Here is a 20,937-nt window from a genome sequence, read left to right as displayed (position 1 = left end):
GGGGCTTTATCTCCGAATCAGATAGTTCTTATCCTCCCTATTGCGTTGCGGCATAAGGCCGCTCTGCCGACACTGTACGCACAACATCACCACTACCTCACGGAGACAATCATGCGTACTCAAGTCGGCATCGTCGGCGCGGGCCCGGCCGGGCTTCTTCTCTCGCACCTGCTTCATTTGCGCGGCATCGAATCGGTCGTGCTCGAAGCGCGCAGCCAGAACGACATCGAATCGACGATTCGCGCCGGCGTGCTCGAACAAGGCACGATGGACACGCTCACTCAGGCCGGTCTCGGCGCGCGCATGCAGGCCGAAGGCGCGCTGCACCACGGTTTCGAGCTCGCGTTCGAAGGCCAGCGCCGCCGTATCGCGCTGACCGAGCTCACAGGTCACTCGATCACGGTCTACGCGCAGCACGAAGTCATCAAGGATCTGGTCGCGGCGCGGCTCGCGGCGAACGGCGAGCTGAAGTTCAACGTGTCGAATGTGTCGCTGCACGACTTTCAGGATGGCAGCGATCGCAAGCCGCGCATCAAGTATCAGCACGAAGGCCGCGACGAAGAACTCGAATGCGACTTCATCATCGGCTGCGACGGTTCGCAGGGCGTTTCGCGACAGTCGATTCCCGAAGCGGTGCGGCAGGATTATCAGCGCATCTATCCGTTTGGCTGGTTCGGCATTTTGGTCGAAGCGCCGCCCTCCTCCGATGAACTCATCTACGCGCGGCACGATCGCGGATTCGCGCTCATCAGCACGCGCTCGCCGGGCGTGCAGCGCATGTACTTCCAGTGCGATCCGAAAGATACGGTCGATGCCTGGTCCGACGACCGCATCTGGGCCGAACTGCACGCACGCGTCGATACCGCCGATGGCTGGCAGATCACCGAAGGCAAGATCTTCCAGAAGAACATCGTCGGGATGCGCAGCTTCGTGTCCACGCCGATGCAGTCGGGCAAGCTGTTCCTCGCGGGCGACGCAGCGCATATCGTGCCGCCGACCGGCGCGAAGGGCCTGAACCTCGCCGTGTCGGACGTGCGCGTACTGAACGCCGCGCTTCTCGATTTCTATCAGGAAGGCAACGGCGAGAAGCTCAGCCACTATACGGAAACGGCATTGAAGCGCGTCTGGCGCGCCGAGCATTTCTCGTGGTGGATGACGCGCATGCTGCACAAGCTGGACGATACGTCGCCGTTCGAGCAGCGCCTGCAGGTGGCCGAACTCGAACATGTGACGACATCGCGCGCGGCCGCCACTGCGCTCGCCGAAAATTACGTGGGCAGCGTCGCGGTATAAGCGCGGACCGGTCGCACGGCGCTTGGTCGGCGCCGTGCGTCGTCGACGTTACAGAACGGCCACGACCCTGACGTCGCCTTCGACGGACGGAATGACCTGCCCGCCGACGCGCCGGAACGTGATCGTCGCGGTCTTGTCGCCGAGCCGCAGATCGCCGATTTCGAGCCAGTCGATGCCTTCGGGCAACTCCGGCCGGTCGATACGCACTTCTTCCTTGACGGCGTCGACGGTCACGCCGAGACACGCTTCCAGAATCATGAAAGGCGCGCCCGCCGCCCACGCCTGCGGCAGACACGCGACCGGATAGGCGATCGGCCGTTCGCCGCGTTGGCGCGTGAATCCGCAGAAAAGCTCCGGCAGACGCATGTCGAACGTGACGGCGGCTTCGAACAGCGACTGCAGCAGTCCCACGGCCGCGCCGCGATCGCCGTAGCGCGCGAGGCCGCGTGCGCAGAGCGCGGTGTCGTGCGGCCATACCGAGCCGTTGTGATACGACATCGGATTGAAGCGCGGCTGCCCCGCCGCAAGCGTCCGCACGCCCCAGCCCGTGTGAAAGAGCGCCGATTCGAGTTGCTTGGCGACAGCCTCGCCGCGTTCGCGTTCGACGAGATCGAACGCGAGCAGATGCCCCGCATTCGACGACAGCACGCGGCATAGCTCGCCCTTGCCATCGAGCGCAATGCCGTAAAAATCCATCTCCGGCATCCAGTACATCTCTTCGACACGCTCGCGAATGTGACGCGCACGCCGCTCGAACTCGCTTGCGTTCTCGCCTTGCCCGCGCTCGCGGGCGAGACGCGCCATCGTGGAAAACGCGGTCGATGCGTAACCTTGGACTTCGACGAGCGAGATCGGGCCGATCGGAAACTTGCCGTCCGCGTGGAAGACCGAATCCTGGCTGTCCTTCCACCCCTGATTCGCCAGACCGTGCTCGGATGCGCGCTGGTAGTCGAGCAGACCGTGCGGATTCTTGTCGCAATGGCGCGCGACCCATTGCGCTGCGAGCTGCAGCGCCGGCCAGATTTCATCGATCAGGGCGGTGTCACCGGTGCGTTCCGCGTATGCGCCCGCCAGCACGATGAAGAGCGGCGTGCTGTCGACGCCGCCGTAATAGAGCGCGAACGGCACTTCGCCGGTTGCCGCCATCTCGCTCTTGCGCGTCTCGTGCATGATCTTGCCGATTTCGGCATCGCGGAAAGCGGAGTCTTCACGCGCCTGATTCGCGGCAAGGAAGCGCAGCACGCCGCGCGCGAGCGTCGGATGCAGCCAGAGCATTTGCAGCGACGTGATGATCGCGTCGCGGCCGAACGCCGTCGAGAACCACGGAATGCCAGCGTACGGATAAGGGCCGGTTTCGAGATCGGTGGTGAGCAGCCCGAGATCGGCGAGCGAACGGTCGATCCATTCGCTGAAGAGCGGATTGCTCGAACGCACGCGCGCGCTCGCGCGGCGCCGGTCGCGCATGCGGCGATGCGCCTCCACGAGCGCGTCGCGGATCGCGGGACGGCCCGATTCGGGCGCGCATTCGGCCGCTTCCGCGGCGTTGCGCTTGCTTTGCTCGCTGGCGTCCGAGAGCGCGTGCGTCACGGCCGTCACCGAGAGATACACGGAAATGGCCGTTTCCGACTGGATATGCAGCGCGTAGTCGGCGCGGGTGGGCGAAAGCACGTCCGGCGCGGGCGTGAACTGGATGCGCGCCGTGCGCTCCACCTCGTCGAGGCCGACATAGCGCAACACGACCTCGCCGTTCTCGACGACCGGCGGACGCAAAGCCCCGCGCTTGCCACGTATCGCGCCGCGAACCTCGAACATGTCGAGGAAGTCGGCCTTGAAGGAGATCGACAGCGGCACGGTGGACGGCTCCGTGCCGTAGTTCGTCAGCACGATGCTCTCGTGCAGCACATGCCCCGACAGCACGCGCTTGCGTTCGACGTGGATTACGCCTTCCGGCGTGCGTGCTCCGCCGATGGGCGGCAGCGGGCGGTTGGTCAGGTGCGCGGTAAAGACGGCGTTGTCGCTCGATACGCTGCCCGAAAGCAGCGACGGCGCGCGTCCGCCGAACGTCAGCACGAGCTCCGACAGCACGCGCGTGTCGTTGACGAAGAGGCCGTCGTCGTCGCCGCGGATATCGCCGTTCGCATCGTAGACGGCGAACGTGTTGCCCGACTTCAGCACGAACTGGCGTTCGCTCGGTATGTTCGGGTGCTCCGTCGGGATGAACGCTTCGTCCGGCAGCTTCGATTGCGACACCTGCATCTGCTGTTGTTGCTGCTGTTGCTGCTGTTCCTGTGTGTTCATTGCACCTTCCTGAAAGTAATCTGAAGGGTTTCGCGAGGCGTTCGGGGGCGCTTACCCGCTGTCATCGAAAGCCTTTCGACCCGCCCACGCCTGACGCGTTCTCCGCGCGCAATGTCATCTCGATATGTCGGACCATAAGCCTCTCGGCCTTATGTGGCAATGGCTTGGGCTAAAATTGCGCTTTTTGAGCGAACTCAGAGGTGGATTTGCGCAACAGAACAATCGACGCAGCCCGAGGGATCGGGATCGTTCTTGTTGTCCTTGGACACGCCATTGGTTTGCCAGAGTGGCTCTTCCGAGTCATTTACTCGTGTCATATGCCTCTGTTCTTTTTCCTGTCTGGATACCTTTTCAACGGCAAGAGAGGTCCGCTAGAGGTAATGCGCAGGAATTCCCGACGCCTTCTGATGCCGTACGCAGTCGCCGCCGCAATCGCGATCTTCCCGTCGATTCTATTTGGGAATACAACCAGTCTCTCCCAATTCTTCGTGCAACTCGGGGGTACGGCGTATTCCATACCTCGATCGAATCTTACTTTCTATTGCACGCCGCTCTGGTTTCTAACTTGCCTGTTCTGCACTGAAGCCATGTACGCGGCGTTGACCCGGTACGCGCGACACGTTGTGCATGTCGTGATCGCCGCATCATTGGTCGTCGGCTGCACGTTAATGGCCTTCGTGAAAGGCTTCTCACCCTGGAACATCAAGATCGCTTTTGTCGCGCTCTTTTATTTCCACCTGGGTTTCGTTGCAGCCGAATCCAAAATGCTGGACGGCAGGCGTTTTCCCGCTTGGACGCTGCCACTTTGCGCGCTCGGATGGATCATCGCTTCGCTGTGGAATCCCAAAGCAGCGAACCTCGCCGGCGAGACTATCGGTAATCCAGCGCTCTTCCTCCTCGCATCAATATGTGGGATATGGGCATTGGCCAGGTTAGCCCGGCTCACCGCGACGTCGCGCGCACTCAGTTTTCTCGGTAAGAACACGCTGCCCATATTCGCGTTCAACTATCCCCTCAATCTTTTTGCTCAGTGGCTGTTCGCGCCGACCACGCCGTGGTTCGTCTTCGCTGCTTCGGAAATGGCGTTAGCCGTCGGGTTCGTTTTCCTGCTTCGACGCATTCCGGCAATCGCGCGCGTGTTCTCGATCGAATCGGGACAACGCGCAAGCCCAACTGCGGTCTAGGCCGGCCAGGCTGGTCAGTTCGGCATAGGCTCCGCGAGCCATAGCTGAAGAGTGCTATGCTCTTAGCCCTTTTGTCCGGCCAGCGCTAAAAGGCGTCTGCCGGGAGGCGCACGGTTTCATTAGAAGGCCGGCGCAGCGTTTGGGCTCCGATCGCTGAAAGAGTACTTCGCGGACGCGCGCGAAATCGGGACGCCCTAAGCCGCGACGCCGAAAGGTTCTCACGAAATCCGACCGCTCTCGGCGCGCCTCCGTTTGCAGGAAAAAGGAAAGGATTTTGCCCGGGCAATTTTCGGGCGTCGGTCGGCCGCGATGACCGAGTCGTACAAGGATGTCCGAAGCCAAGAGTCGCGATTCGGACAAATTTTGGATGAACGTTAAACAGCCCCGCCCAGCAAGGGTTGCGGGCGTCCGGCATGTCATTTCCGCATATCGACTTACTTTATTCTGCCTCAGGCCTCGCAGTGGGTTTCCTGGTCGGCCTGACGGGCGTCGGCGGCGGCTCCCTGATGACCCCGCTGCTCGTCCTGCTGTTCGGCATACATCCGGCGACCGCCGTCGGCACCGATCTGCTGTACGCCACGGCGACCAAGACGGCCGGCACGCTCGTGCACGGCATCAAGGGTTCGGTCGACTGGCGCATCACCGGCCGTCTCGCGGCGGGCAGCGTGCCCGCTGCGGCCATCACCCTCTACTTTCTGCACGAACACGGTTTGACAGCGCCGGGCACCGCGCGGCTCATCCAGCTGATACTCGGCACCGCGCTCCTTATCACGGCGGTTTCGCTGATCTTCCGGCCGCAACTCGCGCGCCTTGCCTACAAAAAGGGACATGGCCGCCCCGAACACCCGACGCGTACCGCCGCGTGGACCGTCTTCACCGGCGCGATTCTCGGCCTGCTGGTCTCGATCACTTCCGTGGGCGCAGGCGCAATCGGCGTGACTGTACTTCTGCTGCTGTATCCGCGTCTCGCGACGGCGCGCATCGTCGGCTCGGACGTGGCTCACGCGGTGCCGCTCACGCTGATTGCCGGCACTGGCCATTGGATGCTCGGCTCAGTCGACTGGTCCTTGCTCGCCTCGCTCCTCGTGGGCTCGATTCCCGGCATCGTCCTTGGCAGCATGCTGTCGACCAAGGCGCCGGAAGCGTTACTCCGTCACGTTCTTGCCGCGACGCTCGTTCTCGTCGGAGCAAAGCTCGTGTTCAGTTGATGTTAGTCACGGTCGTTCGCGCTTTCCAGTCGGCCAAAAGACATAGGCCGATTCGTACGATATTCCTGTTTTTTGCCTATGTCGTTCGGCCGGGTTTCCCGCGGCGGGACGATGCGGCATCATCCCCACTCAGTTGAGCCGCACGCAGAGCGGTTCAAGTCGGGGCGCCGGTAACGGGCGCGTCATCTTTCGGCGTCGATCATGCAGCGTGCGTCAACGGGCGTGGGCCGCATATTCACGAGGAGTCAGGCGATGAATGAAAACAATCATCCGCAGCACGAGCTTCCTTCCGGCAACGATACGCCAGCAGGCGACGCACCCGCCGACCCCGCGCGGCGGCGGCTTCTCGCGGCGGGCGTGGGCCTGGCGGGGCTGTCGCTCGGCGGGTGCAATCTGTTCGAAAACAAGCCGACCACCCCGAAAACTGCCGCCGATATCGCACTCGACCGCACGCTCGCCGCGAAAGTGCAGCACATCGTCGTGATTTACGCGGAAAACCGCAGCTTCACGAATCTCTACGGCAACTATCCGGGCGTGCAATATCCGCTGTCGGCGGTGCCGGCATCGCACTACACGCAACTCGATCGCGATGGCGTCACGCCCATGCCCACGCTGCCGAAAATCTGGGGCGGGCTTGTGCCGCAGGCGCAGGAAGTCGACGGCAAGCGCTACGCGATCACCGAGCAGCAGATCATCGATCTGCGCAACGCGCCCTTCCAGATCGCAGACGCGCACGGTGCGCCGCTGCCCAATTCCGTCATCACGCGCGATCTCGTGCATCGGTTCTATCAGAATCAGATGCAGATCAACGCAGGGCGCAACAACCAGTTCGCGGCGTGGGGCGATTCGGGCGGCCTCGTCATGGGGCACTACCAAAACTCACCCGAAACGCTGAAACTTTGGGGGCTCGCGCAGCAATACACGCTCTGCGACAACTTCTTCATGTCGGCGTTCGGCGGCTCCTGGCTGAACCACATCTTCCTCATTTCCGCGCAGGCGCCCTTCTATCCCGATGTCAAAGGCAGCCCGGCTTCGAAGCTGCTCGCGGTCGTCGAAGGCGACGATCCTGCCGGTTCGCGCCTGAAGCTCGCCCCGGATTCGCACAAATCCGCGCTCGAGGGCCCGCCGAAGTACGTGCGCGACGGCGCGCTCACGGCGGACGGATACGCCGTCAACACCATGTTCCCGCCGTATCAGCCGAGCAACGTGCCGCCTCCGCAAGGCGGCGACTCGCGCTATGCGGACCGCTCGAACGCGCTGGTATTGCCGCCGCAGACGTATGCGACGATCGGCGACCGCCTGTCGGACAAGAACGTCGATTGGGCGTGGTACAGCGGCGCGTGGCAGTACGCACTGGAACATCGGGACACCGGCGCGGTGCCGGACTTCCAGTACCACCATCAACCGTTCAATTACTTCGCCAACTTTGCGCCGGGCACGGCCGCACGGGCGCAGCATTTGCGCGACGCGGGACTTGGCGACGATCCGTCGACGAACAAGCTGCTCGCGGACATCGACGCGGGCCGCCTTCCTGCCGTCACGTTCTACAAGCCCCAGGGCAATCTCAACATGCACGCGGGCTATGCGGATGTCGCTTCGGGCGATCGGCATATTTCGAACGTGATCGAGCGTCTGCGGCGCGGGCCGCAATGGGAGAACACCGTGGTGATCGTCACCGTCGACGAAAACGGCGGCTGGTGGGACCACGTCTCGCCGCCGAAGGGCGATCGCTGGGGGCCCGGTTCGCGCATCCCGGCGCTCGTGATTTCGCCGTTCGCGAAGAAGGGCTACGTCGATCACACCGTGTATGACACGAACTCGATCCTGCGCTTCATCTCGCGCGTGCACGATCTCGCGCCGCTGGACGGCGTGGCCGCGCGGGATCGCGCGTTCGCCGCAAGCGGTCAGGCGCCGCTCGGCGACCTGACAAAATCGCTCGATCTCGCGTAACGGCTAGACGCGTTCGACCCACGCTCGCGCGGAAATTTCCAGCAGATAGCCGTAGTGCAGCGCGCCGACCGGCACGACGGCGCGTGCCGGTTTCCAGGCGCCGAAGTGACGCGCGTAGATCTCGTTGAACGCTTTCCAGTGTTCGACGCCGACGAGATACACCGTCACCTCGATGCAATCCGCGAGGCTCGCACCCGCGGCTTCGAGCACGGTGCGCAGATTCGAAAGCGTCTGTTCGGCCTGCTCGTCGAACGGGAGATCGCCGGTATGCGTGCCGTCCGCGCGCATCGGCAATTGACCCGAAACGCAGACGAGATTGCCGGCGCGCGTCGCGTGGCTGTAGTGTCCGGCGGGAATCGGCAGGCCCGGAGCGTTGATGAGTTCGATCGGTGGCATCGTCGGTCGCGTTGGGTGGATGGCCTCGGATTATTGATTCCGAGTCAAGTTTCATTTGAGACTATCACCGTTTTTGCGAAAGTCGAAGCGGCTCATACTGTGTTCATCGCAGTTTGAACATTCAACGGAGCAAGAACATGAACGTTTTCATCACGGGCGCGGGCGGTTTCATCGGCGGCTCGATCGCGGCGGGACTCGCGCGGGACGGACATCGCGTGCGCGGCCTCATCCGTCGCGCGGAACAGGCCGACGAACTGAAACGCCTGAACATCGAACCGGTGATCGGCAGTCTCGACGACGCGGCCTTGCTCGCCGCCGAAGCGCACGCGGCCGATGCCGTCATCAACGCGGCGAGCAGCGATCATCGCGGCGCGGTCGAAACGCTGATCGGCGCGCTCGAAGGCACGAACAAGCCGTTTCTGCATACGAGCGGATCGAGCATCGTCGGCGACGCATCGGGCGGCGAGGCATCGCAGAAGATCTATACCGAGGACGACCTGCCGGAGCCGACGCCCGACAAGGCGCCGCGCGTAGCGATCGACAATCTCGTGCTCGACGCCGCCAAGCGTGCCGTGCGCTCGACGGTGCTCTGCAACACGCTGATCTACGGCCACGGCGCGGTGCGCGATACCGCGAGCGTGCAGTTGCCGCGTCTGGAACGACAGGCGCGCAAGAGCGGCATCGTGCGCCATGTGGGGCGTGGCCTCAACATCTGGTCGAACGTGCATATCGACGATGTCGTGACCATCTATCGGCTCGCGCTCGAAAAGTCGCCTGCGGGCACGTTCTACTTCGTCGAAAGCGGCGAGGCGCAATTCCGCGACATGACCGTCGCGATGGCGAAGGCGCTCGATCTGCGCGGGCCGGAAGACTGGCCGCTCGAAGAAGCGATCAAGGAATGGGGCTACGAGATGGCCTCGTACGGCCTCGGCTCGAACAGCCGCGTGCGCAGCAAGCGAACCCGCGAGATTCTGGGCTGGCAGCCGTCGCGCACGTCGGTGGTCGAATGGATCGAGAAGGAATTGACTGCTTGAGTGAATTTAGCGCGGCAAATTGGCTTGACCAATTTGCCGCGCCTACCGCTTCGCGCAATTACTGCAGCGCGGCCGCGAACTTTTCGATTTCCGCTTCCGGCATGCCCGATTTCGTCGCCGAATCGCGGATTTGCTGCCACGTCGTCGGATCGATTGCGATGCCGTTCGCGCCGCGGTCCGCACGACGCGCCTCTTCCGGCTCGCCCGGCGCGTAGATCGCATCGACGCCTTCCGCGCGCGGCGACGCCTTCATCCATTCGAGGAACGCTTCGGCCTCTGCTTGCGCGGCGGGCGCATCGAACGCGTTCGGATCGACGATCACCGAAGTCATGCAGTTGATGATCGCACTCGATTTCTCCAGCGTCTCTTCGTGCGTCGTGTAGCCGCCCGAGAGCGCGCCGCCGAAGATCTCGCACAGCGCGGCCAGGCCCGAACCCTTGTGCAGGCCGAACGCGGTGAGGGAGCCGAACGGCTCCTCGTGCATCACCTTCGGCTCGATCGTCGGCTTGCCCTCATGATCGAGCAACATGCCCGGCGCGACCTTTACGCCCTTGTTGTAGGCGACGCGCGTCTTGCCGTACGCGATGCCCGCCGTCGCGAAATCGAGCACGAGCGGGCTCTTGCCGTCGCGCGGATAGGCTGCGCAGAACGGATTGGTGCCGAAGCGCCGGTCGATGCCGCCGAAGGGCGCGACGAGCGGATCGCCCGCCACGTTCACGAAGTGGAACGATACGAGTCCGGCCTTCGCGCACTGTTCCGCCCAGTGGCCGATACGCCCGATGTGGTGCGCGTTGCGCAAGCCGACCGCGCATACGCCGAGCTTCTTCGCGCGCTCGATGCCGTGCTCCATCGCCTCGTAGGCGACGACCTGACCGAAGCCCTTGCGGCCGTCGACGGTCAGCACCGCGCCCGCATCGCGCACGATTTCGGCGTGCGTGTTGAGCTGCAACTGACCTTCGGAGAGCGACGCGACATAGCGCGGGATCATGCCGACGCCGTGGGAATCGTGGCCCGAAAGGTTCGACATCACGAGGTGATCCGCGACCAGTTCCGCCTCGCGCGGCGCGCTGCCTGCCGACTCCCAGATGGCGCGGACGTACGCGTGCAGCGTGTCGGCGGCGATGCGCCGTTCAGTGGCGGATGGGGTGGACGTGGGGGATGCATTCATTGCGACACTCGTCTCCATAGTTGATGGCTCGCGCTCTGCTTTTCGAGATGCGCGCGGATTATCACTTTACAGACGATCAACTGGCCTTACCACTTTGTTTTTACGAAATCGCTGAAATCGGCCGAAAAAAAGCCCGGACGAACCGGGCTTTCTCCAGACAGAAGTTCGGCCGCCCGGCCTCAGGGCGCTGCCGCGATGACCTCGGCCACCGACGCCGTCAGCTTCTTCGCGTACGGCACGTGCAGGAATTCGTTCGGACCGTGCGCGTTCGATTTCGGACCGAGCACGCCGCACACCATGAATTGCGAGCGCGGGAAGCCTTCCTTGAGCGTATTCATCAGCGGAATCGTGCCGCCCTGCCCGATGTATGCGACATCCGCGCCGAAGTGCCGTTTCGACGCCTCATTCAGCGACGAGCGCAGCCACGGCGCGAGATCCGGCGCATTCCAGCCCGTCGCCGCGCCCGCTTCGGGCTTGAACGTCACCTTGGCGTTGTACGGCGGATCCATTTCGAGCAGCCGCTGCAGGCGGACGATCGCACTGGCAGCGTCGACGAGCGGCGGCAAGCGCAGCGACAGCTTGAACGCCGTGCGCGGCGCAAGTACGTTGCCGGCATCGGCCAGCGGCGGCAGGCCCGACGCGCCCGTCACCGTGAGCGACGGCCGCCAGGTCGAATTGAGCAGTGCCTCGCGCGGATCGGTCGTCGTGGGCAGAACGCTGCCGCCATCGGCGCCGCACGCCCACGGCAGCTTCTTCCAGACATCGTCGCCGAGAATGCGCGCGGTCATTTCGGCTTCGCGCCGGCGCAGCATCGGAATCGGGCAATGAAAACTTTCCGGCAGCAGATTGCCGGTGCTCGAATCTTCGAGGCGCTCGAACAGTTGCCGCAAGATTCGAAATGCCGACGGCGCGATGCCGCCATAGCCGCCCGAGTGAATGCCCTCGTCCAGCACCTGCACTTCGAGATCGCCGGCGACGAGGCCGCGCAGGGACGTCGTGAGCCAGAGCTGATCGTAATTGCCCGCGCCCGAATCGAGACAGATCACGAGGCCGACATCGCCGAGCCGGTCGCGCAAGGCATCGATATACGGCAAAAGATCGTAGCTGCCCGATTCCTCGCACGTCTCGATGATACCCACGCAACGCGGACGCTCGACGCCCTGCGCATCCAGCGCCGCCAGCGCGGTGATGCTCGCGTAGGTCGCGTAGCCGTCGTCGGCGCCGCCGCGGCCGTACAGTTTGTCGTCTTCGAGCTTGGGCGTCCACGGACCGAGATCGCTGCGCCAGCCTTCGAATTCCGGCTGCTTGTCCAAATGGCCATACAGGACGACCGTTTCGGTGCTGCCCGAGCGCGTGGCGGGGGCTTCGAAGAAAATGACCGGCGTGCGCTCCGGCAAGCGGACGATTTCGACCTTCAGGCCTTTGACCGGCTGCGTTCTGATCCAGTCGACGGCGTCCGTGACCACGCGTTCGATGAAGCCGTGACGCGCCCAGTCGCTGTCGAACATCGGGCTTTTCGCGGGCACGGCGATGTAGTCCGTCAGCGCGGGCACGATTTCGTCATTCCATTTGCGATCCACGAAATCCCGCAGCGCGACGGAATCGAGCCGTACCGCTTCGTCGTGATGCGTGCTGTCGCCGATAGTCATGACCGTGTTTCCCTCCGAGGCAAACTTCCATAATAGACGCGATTTGCCCGCGGTTCGACCGCCGCCGCGCCGCGCGCGCACGTTTTCCGCGACTTTTTTCAACGTTTCGGCGCGCCCGGCCCTCCGTCGCGCGTTCCCGAAACGACAACGCGCGTCACCGCCGGATCGGAGTCGATCGACTGTTCGGTGAAGGGAAAGCGCGCCCAGCGTTTCGCCGCGAACGCGCGCGTCGCGTCGCCCGAATGGGGCGATGCCGGATCGTCCGATTCGGAGTGCGACAGCATCGTGTCGGCTTCGACGCCGTTTTCGCCGAAGGTGACGACTTGCACGTAGCTGTCGCCCTGGCCGCTTGAGTCCATCGGATAGCCCTTGGGATCGAGCGGACGCCGCGCGCAGACGATCGTGAAATAGCCCGCTTCGTCGCAGCCGCCGTAAAGCGGCACGCGCGCGCCGTTGCGCGTCGTGTAGAGGATGTCGCCGCGCCGCGAATCGAGCGCGAAGCCGTTCAGCTTCAGCGCGAGCGCCGCGCCGCCCAGCGCCTGACGCAAGTCCTGCACGACGGCAGGATTGTCGATGTTGAAGCCGCCCGGCGTCGCGAGCGGCTTGTTCGGATCGAAGCCGGATTCGTACAGGCGCTCGGGCGCGATCTGCATCGCGCGCTGCCAGAACTCGTCCCACAGGTTCGCGCCGCGCGCGTCGATATCCGCCGTGCCGTTCCACTTGCGCAACACCTCGCAGGCTTCGTGCAGCGGCCCGCCCGCTTCATTCACCGTGCACACGGCGTCGAGCAGCGGCCGGCGGAACAGCCGCTCGGACATCGAGTGCGTCTCGAGCACCGCCGATTCGAGCGCCTCGCGCGTCACGCCGCCGCGTTCGCGCTGCAGACGCGCCGCGAGCAGATGGCCGTAGCGCGTGCGCAGCGATTGTTCGACGCGCGCCGCGCCCGCAATACGCGGATAGCCAGACATCGGCGCATTCGCATTGGTGAGCCAGTAGCTGTCGTTGAAGTTGCCGACGTAGTCGCCGCGCACGGCGCTCGGCAGTTGCTCCAGCGGCAACGCGCCCGGCTGCGCGCTCGTCGCATCGACGCGCCACGCGCACGCGCTTTTCGAGCCGTCGAGGAACGGCACGCCCGGCGCGCGGGCCGCGAACGCGCGTCCGGCGGGCGGCGTGCACGATTGCGCGAGCGCGTCAGGCACGTTCGGGATCGGGCCGATGTCCGCGAACCAGACGCGCACGTCGTCGCGACCGATCGCGAACGTGTTGACCCACGGCATGCCGGCGTAGCGCTTCTGGATCGCCATGAAATCGGCGAGCGAGCGCGCCTGATTCCACGCGAAGAAGTTCTGAAAGGCGCGCGTGTTGTCGGCGTTCACGTCCGCGATCGCGAAGGCGGTTTGCGCGGTCCAGCCGAGGCCTTGCGCCATCGCGGACAGATCGACGACCGGCCCGAAGCGCGTCCTGTACAGCGTGCGCGACACGGACTCATACGTGCCGTCGGCGCGGCGCGCGCGCACGGTGAGCGGCACGGGCGTCATCGCTTCGCTCTGGCCATCGACGAGATAGCGCGTCGGATCGGCGGGATCGAGCGTCAACTGAAAGATGCCGAAACGCCGCGCGCTCGACACCGTATGCGTCCACGCGATGTTTTCGTTGAAGCCGAGGACGATCAGCGGCACGCCGAGAAAGGACACGCCCGCGACGTTCATCTGGCCGGGAATCGTCAGTTGCGCCTGATAGAAACGGTCCGGGCCGCGCCAGAACCAGTGCGGATTGCCGAACAGGATGCTGCGCCGGTCGCGCGTGATCTGCGCGCCGAACGCGAGCGCATTGCTGCCGATGCCCGGATTTTCGCCGATCGGAAACCGCAGCGAATCGAGCGCGGTCCGCGCGGTGTCGGCGTCGGCGTTGTCGCCGCGCGGGGCCGCCGCGCCCGGTTTCGGCGGATGCGCCAACGCGATCGGCGTCACGAAACGCGCCGAGCCGCCCGCGAGATTCGCCGCGATCAGACGCAGGTAGATATCGTCGGCGCTGATCTTGTCGACCCACGGCTTGCCCCGGCACGCCGCATGTGCCTCGGGAAATTTGCCGGCGTTGAGGTCGTCGAGATAGCGGTCGTAGCCGTTCGCGAAGCCGTCGATGAGATCGCGCAATTCGGGCGATTGCGCCGCACGGTAACGCTCGACGGCCGCCTGATCGCCGACCAGACGAAAGAAGAAATCGGCGTCGATGTTGCGCGGCTGACCGAACGTCGCCGCCGACGTCGGGCCTGCATCCGCGCCGAAATACGCCGAGCGCTCGCCGCGATACGTGACGAAGCCATCGGCGAGCGTGCAGAGATTGTCCTGCGCCTGCGCGTAGCCGAAACCGAAGCCGAGGCTGCCCCAATCGGCCGCTCGGATATGCGGAATGCCGTCCTGCGTGCGGCGGATTTCGGCGTGCCAAGCCGTTTGAGCGCCGGACTCCGGCTGCTGGCCGGGCGCCGCGCAGCCGCCAAGCAAAGCGCTCGCGAGCGCAGCGGAGATCGCAAGGCTGACGATCTGATTCATCGCGTGAGTTCCTCGATCCGATCGACGTGATGACGGGGCGCAATCGCCGCCCCGCGCGCAGTATCGCATTGCGCATGACGCGCGCCGCAGCCAAAGTCTAGCCGCCCGCGTCCGCTCAGCGAAGCCGATGCACAATGAAGCGATGAACGATCCATCCCGCCCCGCCGACGATCCTCGCCCGACGCCGCCCGAGCGTCCGCTGCCGGAAGACTGCTGCCGCAGCGGCTGCAATCAGTGCGTGTTCGAGTTGTACAGGGAAGCGCTGGAGCGCTACGAGGCCGACGTGCGCGCGTGGGAAGCGCGGCATGCGCAGGCTTCCCGTTCGTGAGTGACTCCGGCCGATTCGAGCAGGCAACCGGGCGCGGCGCTATGCTTGTGACCCCTGTCGCTGTCGAATCCGAACCTCAAGGAGCGCAACCCATGTCCCTCACGATGTATCGCGCATCGATTCCGGTCTTCATTCGCGGACTCGAAGTCTGTGCGGACCTGCTGAAGAAAGGCGCCGCCTTCGCCGATGAAAAAGGCCTCGCTCACGCCGATGTGATCAACGCGCGCCTCGCGCCCGACATGCTGCCGCTCGCCGCGCAGATCCAGCGCGCGAGCGACACGGCGAAGCTCTCGGCGGCGCGTCTCGCGGGCATCGAGGCGCCGCGCTTCGAGGACAACGAGGACAGCTTTCCGGCGCTGCAGGCGCGCATCGAGAAGACGATCGCGTTCCTGAAGAGCATCGACAAGGCTTCGCTCGCCGGCTGCGAAACGCGCACCGTCACGCTGAAGTTCCCGGATTTCTCGCCTTCGTTCTCAGGCGACGATTATCTGTTCGGCTTCGGCTTGCCGAACTTCTATTTCCACGTCGTCACGACCCACGACATCCTGCGCCATCTCGGCGCGCCGATCGGCAAGCGGGATTATCTCGGCCCGCTCAAGTAAGCCGGTCGCGGCGCTGCGTTATTGCTGCCGCGCCGCGATCTGCTTGCGCCAGCCCGCGAGAATCCGCCGCGCGAGCACATCGTAGTCGCCGCCGAAGTGATGATCGCCCGGCAGCTTCACCACTTCGATGCCCGTCTTCGTCAGCGCGGGACACAGCGTGTCTTCTTCGTTCGCGCCGTAGATGCACTGCACCATCGATGGCGGCAGTTTGTCGAATTCCGGCCGCACCTTCAGCGCCTTGTCGCTCGCCTTCATGCCGAGCCAGCCCGTCACGCGAATCTGGAAGTCGGCGTCGGGCGCGAAGCCCATCAGCGAGATATACGACACCTGCGCGCGGACTGCGTCCGGCAGACGGTTGTACGCGAACGGCATCACGTCCGCGCCGAACGAATAGCCGACGAGCGCGACATGGCTCGTATGCCAGCGCGCGTTGTACGTGCGGATGATTCGCGCCAAATCGTCGGCGGTTTGCTGCGGCGACTTCTCGCTCCAGAAGTAACGCAGCGAGTCGACGCCGATCACCGACACGCCATCGCGTTGCAGCGCCAGCGCCATCGTTTTGTCGAGATCGCGCCAGCCGCCGTCGCCGGAAATCACGATCGCCAGCAAGTCGGTCGGTTGCGCGGCGCGCAGTTCGATCAGCGGGAGATCGGAGACATCGTTCTCGGTCGGACGCCCGGCTTTTTTCAGACGCGGCGCCGTCATCGCGACGAGCGCGTCGGCCTTCGAGCGGTTCGCTTCCAGCACGGCCGTGTATTCGAAGAAGCCCGGCAAACCCTTTGCGTGGATGATGGTCGCATCCGGCGCGCACGGATTGAAACGCGGGTCGAGCATCGGGTCGGCCGCAAGCGAGACCGCGCCCGCGACGGTGTTGTCCGGCGCCTGCTTCAGCGCGCTTTCCGCGACCATCGCGCCCTGCCCGGTGCCGACGAGAATCGGCGAAAAATATCGATTCGACTGAACGGTGCGTTCGAGCTGATGGCTCATGTTTTCCGCATCGCCGACGAGGTTGTGGCAGGACTTCTCGGTCTTGTCGGCGGCGAGGCGCGCGGCATAGCGCGGCGTGTCGACGCCGATGACCATCGCGCCCTTGGCAGCGAGCGCGTCGGCGGCCTGCTGATCGGCCGGCGTCCAGCCGCTCTTCTCGGAAAACAGCACGACGAAGCCGGTCATGTCGCCCGCAGGCTTCGTGAGTTGGACCTGACCGTAACGTCCGCCGGAGATCGACTCGGCGGCATGCGCCATACCCGTCACGGACACACCACAGACGGCGGCCACCACGAGCGCCGCCGCTTTCTTGCAAAGGAATTTCATGAACGCCAGCCGCCCGCGAGGAGCGAAAGATCCGCCAAAGTGAAAAATACGCCGACCGAGCCGGACGCCGCCAGATAGCGCGGCTCCCAGCGCGGCTGGAACTTGCTTTTGAATCCGCGCAGACCGCGGAAGTTGTAGAAACGGCCGCCGAAGCGCCACACCAGTCCGGCCATCCGATGCCACGGCGATGCGAGCGGCGTCGGCTCCATGCCCGACAGCGGCGCAATGCCGAGCGACAGCGACTTGAAACCCGCTTCCTTCAGATGCAGCGCGAGCTTGGTGAAGAGATATTCCATCGCATAGGGTGACGCGGCCGAAACATGGCGCATCACACCGACGGTCGCTTCGGTGTTCATGTCGGTCGTCATGAAAGTGACGAACGCGACCGGCTCGCCCTGCTGGCGCACGAGCAGCACCGACTGCGCCGCGAGGTATTCCTCGTTGAACGCCGCGACCGAGAAGCTCTTCTCGCGCGCCGAGCGGCTGCCGAGCCAGTCGTCGGAGATGGCGCGCAACATCGGCATGCTTGCTCCGATGCGCTCCGGTCCGATGACTTCGGTGTCCAGACCGTCGCGCTCGCCCCGTTTGATCGCATAGCGCAAATGCGAGCGATGCGAGCCCTTCAGATCGAAGTCGGACAGAGCGACATGCGCTTCCTCGCCGAGCTTCATCAGCGTGAGGCCGGCGTCGAGATAGAGCGGCAGCGCATCGGCGCGCACCTGATAGAACGCCGCGCGGCCGTTGTGCGCGTGCGCGAGCTCGACGAACTTGCGGATCAGTTCGGCCCACTCGCGGCGCGGACCGACCGGATCGTGCAGCGCGGCCCACGTGCGGCCGTGTTTCGCGTACATCAGAAAGGCTTCGCGCGACTCGGAGAAGAGGAAGCTCTTGTCACCCATCATCGCGAGGCCGGCGTCGCTGCGTTCCTGCGCGCGCAGGATGCGTGCGGCATCGGCGAGATCCTGCGGCGCGGGCTTCACGAAGCGGCCCGCCGCCGGGCGCAGCAGTTGCCACACCGCGAACGCGGACGCGAACAGCGCCGCCGCGAGCGTCGCGCGCAGCGCACGCGGGGCGCGCTCGTCGAATGCGAACTGCCACCAGAGATCGCGGCTATAAGGCACGTCGCGGAAGGCGAAGAACATGATCCACACGGCGAGCGCCATCACGACGCCGATCGAAATGAGCCACGTCGCGGTGAAACGCTCGGCGAAGAGCGATGAACGGCGATTGAAGCGCTCGCGCGTCAGGACGAGCAGCACGACGAGAAACGCGAGCACGCCCACTTCGACGAACGCGAGACCTTTCGCGAGCGACAGCGCGAGGTTGGCCACCGCGAGAATCAGCGCGAGCCACCAGGCGGCGTCGAGGCGGCGCATGAGACCGCGCGCGACGAACAGCAGCAGCACGCCGAGCACCGAGCCGAGCAGTTGCGAGCTTTCCAGCACCCAAAGCGGCACGATGGTCTGCAACAGCGCGATACGCATCTTGAACGCGGGCGTCGCGCCCGAGATGACGAGCATCGAGCCTGCCGCGAACGTGACGATCGACAGGAACAACGGCGCAAGCTGCGAAACGTGATGCGGGCTCAGAAAATTGAAGCGGCCTTTCAGCGCGCGGCCTTCGAAGGCGGCCATGACGCCGGCCGACAGGATCAGCGGCAAGCCGAAGTAGATCGCGCGATACGCGAGCAGCGCGGCGACGACGTCCGGCGTCTGTGCGCTGCCGCCGAGCGCGAAGACCATCGCCGCCTCGAACACGCCGACGCCGCCCGGCGTATGGCCGATCATGCCGAGCAGCATCGCCGCCGAGAAGACCGTCATGAATTCGCCGAAGCCGACCTGGGGATTCGGCAGGAGCGCCCAGAGCGCGAGTCCGGCGCCGAACACGTCGACGACGGCGAGCGCGGCCTGCGCGACGAAATCGCGGCGCGCCGGCACGGTGAACGACAGCCACTTCCAGCGCGAGTGCAAAGTGCGCGGCTCGCGGCCGCAGACGATGACCATCGCGGCGAAAACGGCGAGCAGCGCCGCGCCGGTCGCGCGCAACGCGGCCGGCGGCAGGTGCATCATGCCGGAGAGCGTCTCCGCGCCGAACACCATGCCGGCGGCGGCCATGAACGCGAGGGACAGCGCGAGCGTGATGCTCGTGAAAATCGTCAGACGGCCGACTTGCGCGGGCGTGACATCGGCCGCGCCGTACACGCGGCAACGCACGGCGCCGCCCGTCAGCGCGCCGAAACCGGTCACGTTGCCGAGCGCCGAACCGACCGTCGCGCCGACCCACAGCAAAGACCGCGGCACCGCGACGCCGATGTGACGCAGCCCCACGGCGTCACGCCCGACGAGCGCGGCGAAGCTGAGCGCGGTGGCGAACAGCGCGGCGAACCACGCTTGCGCCGTCATCATGCGCAGCGAGTGCATGACCGACTTGTAATCGACCGAGCGCGAAAGATGCTGGAAGACGACGAGCAGCAGCACGCAGATGACGACCGTGAGCACGGGCGCGGCGAGCCGCTGAAGATCGACGCCGCCGGACGAACGTCCGATCGGGGAAATGGCGCGAAGCCGGGCGAGCAACTTTGTGCGAGACATGCGTTCTATGAAACTGGCTCACGCTGCGTTTCGTCAGCGAATCGACGACGGCAACGGTACGTCAAGGTTATCGGGGTCCACGCATTGCCGGGACTTCGCGCGGACGGAGAGCGCCATTTCGGCTCCCGCCGCCCGCGCTCGCGCCATACAAAAGGCTTCAACGTGTGAAACGCCTATATAACGGCCATGGTTGACCCGACTTGACCAATATTGGGAAAACTACGGATCGAAAGCTTGCTTTCAGATCTGGCGCGGAGTTCCGGACAGCGCGACCGGCACGAACGAGCGGTCGCCCATGCTTTACGGTTTGTCAGGGAAACGGTTAGGATCGACGGCCGTGAAGCTTGTCGGGCATCGAATAGACGCGGGTCGGTAGCTTAAGCGGATACTACAGAAAAAGGCATCGGAATCATGAGAAAAACCACATCGATCTTGTTCGCCGCCATCGGCGCGTGCGCCCTGAGCGCCTGCGTTTCGACCGACGACGCCCTGCTCAAGACCGTCCCGTTCGGGTCGGGCACGTCGCAGTACAAGCCGTACGAGTTCGTCCGCTGCGTGAAGGAAAAATGGACGCCGATCGCGCCGCGCGTGCGCGAATACTCGCCGAGCTCCGACACGCTGGCCGTCTCCGTGCCCAGCGGCGGCCTGACGAGCCAGTCACTGGTGCTCGTCATCGCGCAGGCGTCGGCGAACGGCACGGGCTACACGATCTACGGCGACATCGCGGCGGCCGGCCGCTACGTCACCGCGACGCACACCTGCGATTAACCCCGGTTTCCGCGCTTCAGGAGGGCTTGCCGTTGCGCATGTCGACGCCGGCGAGATGCGTCCCGACGACACGCCCGATCAGATAACCATCCGACGCGCACGCGTTGACGCGCTCCTTTCCTTCCCACTGGATCTTGTATTGATCGTCCTGGGAATGAACGGCCGATGCGTCGAACTTGCGCTTCGCCTTGCCGCCGTTGCGCACGTCTTCGCTGACGAGCCGGTTCCATGTCAGCGCATAGCCGTAGCGCACGCCGTCGGCGAACGCGTTGTCGTCGCAGACTTGCGATGGCTGCGTCGTCTTGAGCATCAGGTGATAGCCGTTCGCGGTGCCGACCATGATGCGCCTTTCCCCCGGCGGGGCCGGCGCGACGGGCGCCTTGACCGCCGCCTGAGCCGCTTGCGCGGCCGATGCCGCCGATGCCGCCGCGGCCGCGTCCGTGTCGTTCTGCTGCGGAAGCGGCGCACATGCGCCAAGAAGCAGCGCCGCTGTCACCGTGAATGCCGTGCCGGCGCCTTGCATTTTCGTGAACGTCATCCTGCGAATCACCTACGCTGACCCCATCTCAAATTTAGTCCGGGCTCTACCTTACCATCCCCGGGAT

16 protein-coding genes are annotated in these 20,937 nt (G+C 64.8%); 8 read left to right on the top strand and 8 right to left on the bottom strand.

The window, feature by feature from the left end; translation table 11 throughout:
* The first annotated feature begins 111 nt into the window (after positions 1–111).
* A complete protein-coding gene (locus NCS02_RS17230; RefSeq protein WP_175979325.1) occupies positions 112–1,293 on the top strand; it encodes a 4-hydroxybenzoate 3-monooxygenase in 1,182 nt (393 codons plus the stop codon).
* A 48-nt stretch (positions 1,294–1,341) separates the two neighbouring features.
* Here NCS02_RS17230 and NCS02_RS17225 read toward each other — a convergent pair whose 3' ends face one another.
* Positions 1,342–3,549, bottom strand: coding sequence for an amylo-alpha-1,6-glucosidase (locus NCS02_RS17225; RefSeq protein WP_235366214.1), 2,208 nt, complete (start codon positions 3,547–3,549; stop codon positions 1,342–1,344).
* Positions 3,550–3,791: 242 nt separating this feature from the next.
* Between NCS02_RS17225 and NCS02_RS17220 the strand changes: the two genes are divergently transcribed.
* The 3 genes from NCS02_RS17220 (at position 3,792) to NCS02_RS17210 (ending at position 7,933) form a co-directional block, all read left to right on the top strand.
* A complete protein-coding gene (locus NCS02_RS17220; protein ID WP_008353393.1) occupies positions 3,792–4,775 on the top strand; it encodes an acyltransferase family protein in 984 nt (327 codons plus the stop codon).
* A 413-nt stretch (positions 4,776–5,188) separates the two neighbouring features.
* The gene (locus NCS02_RS17215; RefSeq protein WP_250502964.1) at positions 5,189–5,983 is read left to right on the top strand and encodes a sulfite exporter TauE/SafE family protein; all 795 of its coding nucleotides are present in this window, start codon (positions 5,189–5,191) and stop codon (positions 5,981–5,983) included.
* A gap of 252 nt (positions 5,984–6,235) precedes the next feature.
* On the top strand, positions 6,236–7,933 hold the full coding sequence (locus NCS02_RS17210) for an acid phosphatase (protein ID WP_250502963.1): 1,698 nt from the start codon (positions 6,236–6,238) through the stop codon (positions 7,931–7,933).
* A 3-nt stretch (positions 7,934–7,936) separates the two neighbouring features.
* Here NCS02_RS17210 and NCS02_RS17205 read toward each other — a convergent pair whose 3' ends face one another.
* Complete coding sequence (locus NCS02_RS17205) at positions 7,937–8,329, bottom strand: RidA family protein (protein ID WP_008353398.1); 393 nt, start codon at positions 8,327–8,329, stop codon at positions 7,937–7,939.
* Positions 8,330–8,466: 137 nt separating this feature from the next.
* On the opposite strand from NCS02_RS17205, the gene NCS02_RS17200 reads away from it, so the two are divergent.
* Positions 8,467–9,363 carry an NAD-dependent epimerase/dehydratase family protein gene (locus tag NCS02_RS17200; RefSeq protein WP_250523242.1) on the top strand — a complete coding sequence of 299 codons (897 nt, stop codon included), beginning with the start codon at positions 8,467–8,469 and terminating at the stop codon, positions 9,361–9,363.
* Between the two features lie 58 nt (positions 9,364–9,421).
* On the opposite strand, the gene NCS02_RS17195 is transcribed toward NCS02_RS17200, so the two are convergent.
* The 3 genes from NCS02_RS17195 to NCS02_RS17185 form a co-directional block, all read right to left on the bottom strand.
* Positions 9,422–10,531 carry a malate/lactate/ureidoglycolate dehydrogenase gene (locus tag NCS02_RS17195; RefSeq protein ID WP_008353401.1) on the bottom strand — a complete coding sequence of 370 codons (1,110 nt, stop codon included), beginning with the start codon at positions 10,529–10,531 and terminating at the stop codon, positions 9,422–9,424.
* Positions 10,532–10,710: 179 nt separating this feature from the next.
* Positions 10,711–12,180, bottom strand: a complete 1,470-nt coding sequence (locus NCS02_RS17190) for a M20 family metallopeptidase (RefSeq protein ID WP_034471776.1) — start codon at positions 12,178–12,180, stop codon at positions 10,711–10,713.
* A 98-nt stretch (positions 12,181–12,278) separates the two neighbouring features.
* Positions 12,279–14,729 carry a penicillin acylase family protein gene (locus NCS02_RS17185; protein ID WP_250502961.1) on the bottom strand — a complete coding sequence of 817 codons (2,451 nt, stop codon included), beginning with the start codon at positions 14,727–14,729 and terminating at the stop codon, positions 12,279–12,281.
* A gap of 142 nt (positions 14,730–14,871) precedes the next feature.
* Between NCS02_RS17185 and NCS02_RS17180 the strand changes: the two genes are divergently transcribed.
* Together NCS02_RS17180 and NCS02_RS17175 are read left to right on the top strand one after the other, a co-directional pair.
* Positions 14,872–15,057 carry an oxidoreductase-like domain-containing protein gene (locus NCS02_RS17180; protein ID WP_372492483.1) on the top strand — a complete coding sequence of 62 codons (186 nt, stop codon included), beginning with the start codon at positions 14,872–14,874 and terminating at the stop codon, positions 15,055–15,057.
* Between the two features lie 92 nt (positions 15,058–15,149).
* Complete coding sequence (locus NCS02_RS17175) at positions 15,150–15,659, top strand: DUF1993 domain-containing protein (protein WP_008353409.1); 510 nt, start codon at positions 15,150–15,152, stop codon at positions 15,657–15,659.
* Positions 15,660–15,677: 18 nt separating this feature from the next.
* On the opposite strand, the gene NCS02_RS17170 is transcribed toward NCS02_RS17175, so the two are convergent.
* On the bottom strand, positions 15,678–16,973 hold the full coding sequence (locus tag NCS02_RS17170; protein WP_250435742.1) for a virulence factor family protein: 1,296 nt from the start codon (positions 16,971–16,973) through the stop codon (positions 15,678–15,680).
* Positions 16,970–19,564 carry a bifunctional lysylphosphatidylglycerol flippase/synthetase MprF gene (mprF, locus tag NCS02_RS17165; RefSeq protein WP_250502960.1) on the bottom strand — a complete coding sequence of 865 codons (2,595 nt, stop codon included), beginning with the start codon at positions 19,562–19,564 and terminating at the stop codon, positions 16,970–16,972. Before mprF ends, NCS02_RS17170 begins: the two co-directional genes overlap by 4 nt.
* A 411-nt stretch (positions 19,565–19,975) precedes the next feature.
* Here mprF and NCS02_RS17160 point away from each other — a divergent pair, with 411 nt between their 5' ends.
* Positions 19,976–20,332, top strand: a complete 357-nt coding sequence (locus tag NCS02_RS17160; protein WP_250502959.1) for a hypothetical protein — start codon at positions 19,976–19,978, stop codon at positions 20,330–20,332.
* 16 nt (positions 20,333–20,348) lie between these two features.
* On the opposite strand, the gene NCS02_RS17155 is transcribed toward NCS02_RS17160, so the two are convergent.
* Positions 20,349–20,870 (bottom strand): hypothetical protein, encoded by a 522-nt coding sequence (locus NCS02_RS17155; protein WP_250502958.1) that lies wholly within the window; start codon positions 20,868–20,870, stop codon positions 20,349–20,351.
* Positions 20,871–20,937 lie beyond the last annotated feature (67 nt).

The sequence above is a fragment of the Caballeronia sp. NCF2 genome, assembly GCF_023631205.1.
Classification (GTDB): Bacteria; Pseudomonadota; Gammaproteobacteria; order Burkholderiales; family Burkholderiaceae; genus Caballeronia; species Caballeronia zhejiangensis.
Note: the sequence above shows the minus strand (reverse complement) of the source record. Positions and strands in the feature narration are given on the sequence as shown.

Excerpts from the sequence above, each read along its gene's own strand:
- NCS02_RS17230 (WP_175979325.1), top strand. The coding sequence starts at position 112 with ATGCGTACTCAAGTCGGCATCGTCGGCGCGGGCCCGGCCGGGCTTCTT.
- NCS02_RS17225 (WP_235366214.1), bottom strand. The coding sequence starts at position 3,549 with ATGCAGGTGTCGCAATCGAAGCTGCCGGACGAAGCGTTCATCCCGACG.
- NCS02_RS17215 (WP_250502964.1), top strand. The coding sequence starts at position 5,189 with ATGTCATTTCCGCATATCGACTTACTTTATTCTGCCTCAGGCCTCGCA.
- NCS02_RS17210 (WP_250502963.1), top strand. The coding sequence starts at position 6,236 with ATGAATGAAAACAATCATCCGCAGCACGAGCTTCCTTCCGGCAACGAT.
- NCS02_RS17205 (WP_008353398.1), bottom strand. The coding sequence starts at position 8,329 with ATGCCACCGATCGAACTCATCAACGCTCCGGGCCTGCCGATTCCCGCC.
- NCS02_RS17200 (WP_250523242.1), top strand. The coding sequence starts at position 8,467 with ATGAACGTTTTCATCACGGGCGCGGGCGGTTTCATCGGCGGCTCGATC.
- NCS02_RS17195 (WP_008353401.1), bottom strand. The coding sequence starts at position 10,531 with ATGAATGCATCCCCCACGTCCACCCCATCCGCCACTGAACGGCGCATC.
- NCS02_RS17190 (WP_034471776.1), bottom strand. The coding sequence starts at position 12,180 with ATGACTATCGGCGACAGCACGCATCACGACGAAGCGGTACGGCTCGAT.
- NCS02_RS17185 (WP_250502961.1), bottom strand. The coding sequence starts at position 14,729 with ATGAATCAGATCGTCAGCCTTGCGATCTCCGCTGCGCTCGCGAGCGCT.
- NCS02_RS17180 (WP_372492483.1), top strand. The coding sequence starts at position 14,872 with ATGAACGATCCATCCCGCCCCGCCGACGATCCTCGCCCGACGCCGCCC.
- NCS02_RS17175 (WP_008353409.1), top strand. The coding sequence starts at position 15,150 with ATGTCCCTCACGATGTATCGCGCATCGATTCCGGTCTTCATTCGCGGA.
- NCS02_RS17170 (WP_250435742.1), bottom strand. The coding sequence starts at position 16,973 with ATGAAATTCCTTTGCAAGAAAGCGGCGGCGCTCGTGGTGGCCGCCGTC.
- mprF (WP_250502960.1), bottom strand. The coding sequence starts at position 19,564 with ATGTCTCGCACAAAGTTGCTCGCCCGGCTTCGCGCCATTTCCCCGATC.
- NCS02_RS17160 (WP_250502959.1), top strand. The coding sequence starts at position 19,976 with ATGAGAAAAACCACATCGATCTTGTTCGCCGCCATCGGCGCGTGCGCC.
- NCS02_RS17155 (WP_250502958.1), bottom strand. The coding sequence starts at position 20,870 with ATGACGTTCACGAAAATGCAAGGCGCCGGCACGGCATTCACGGTGACA.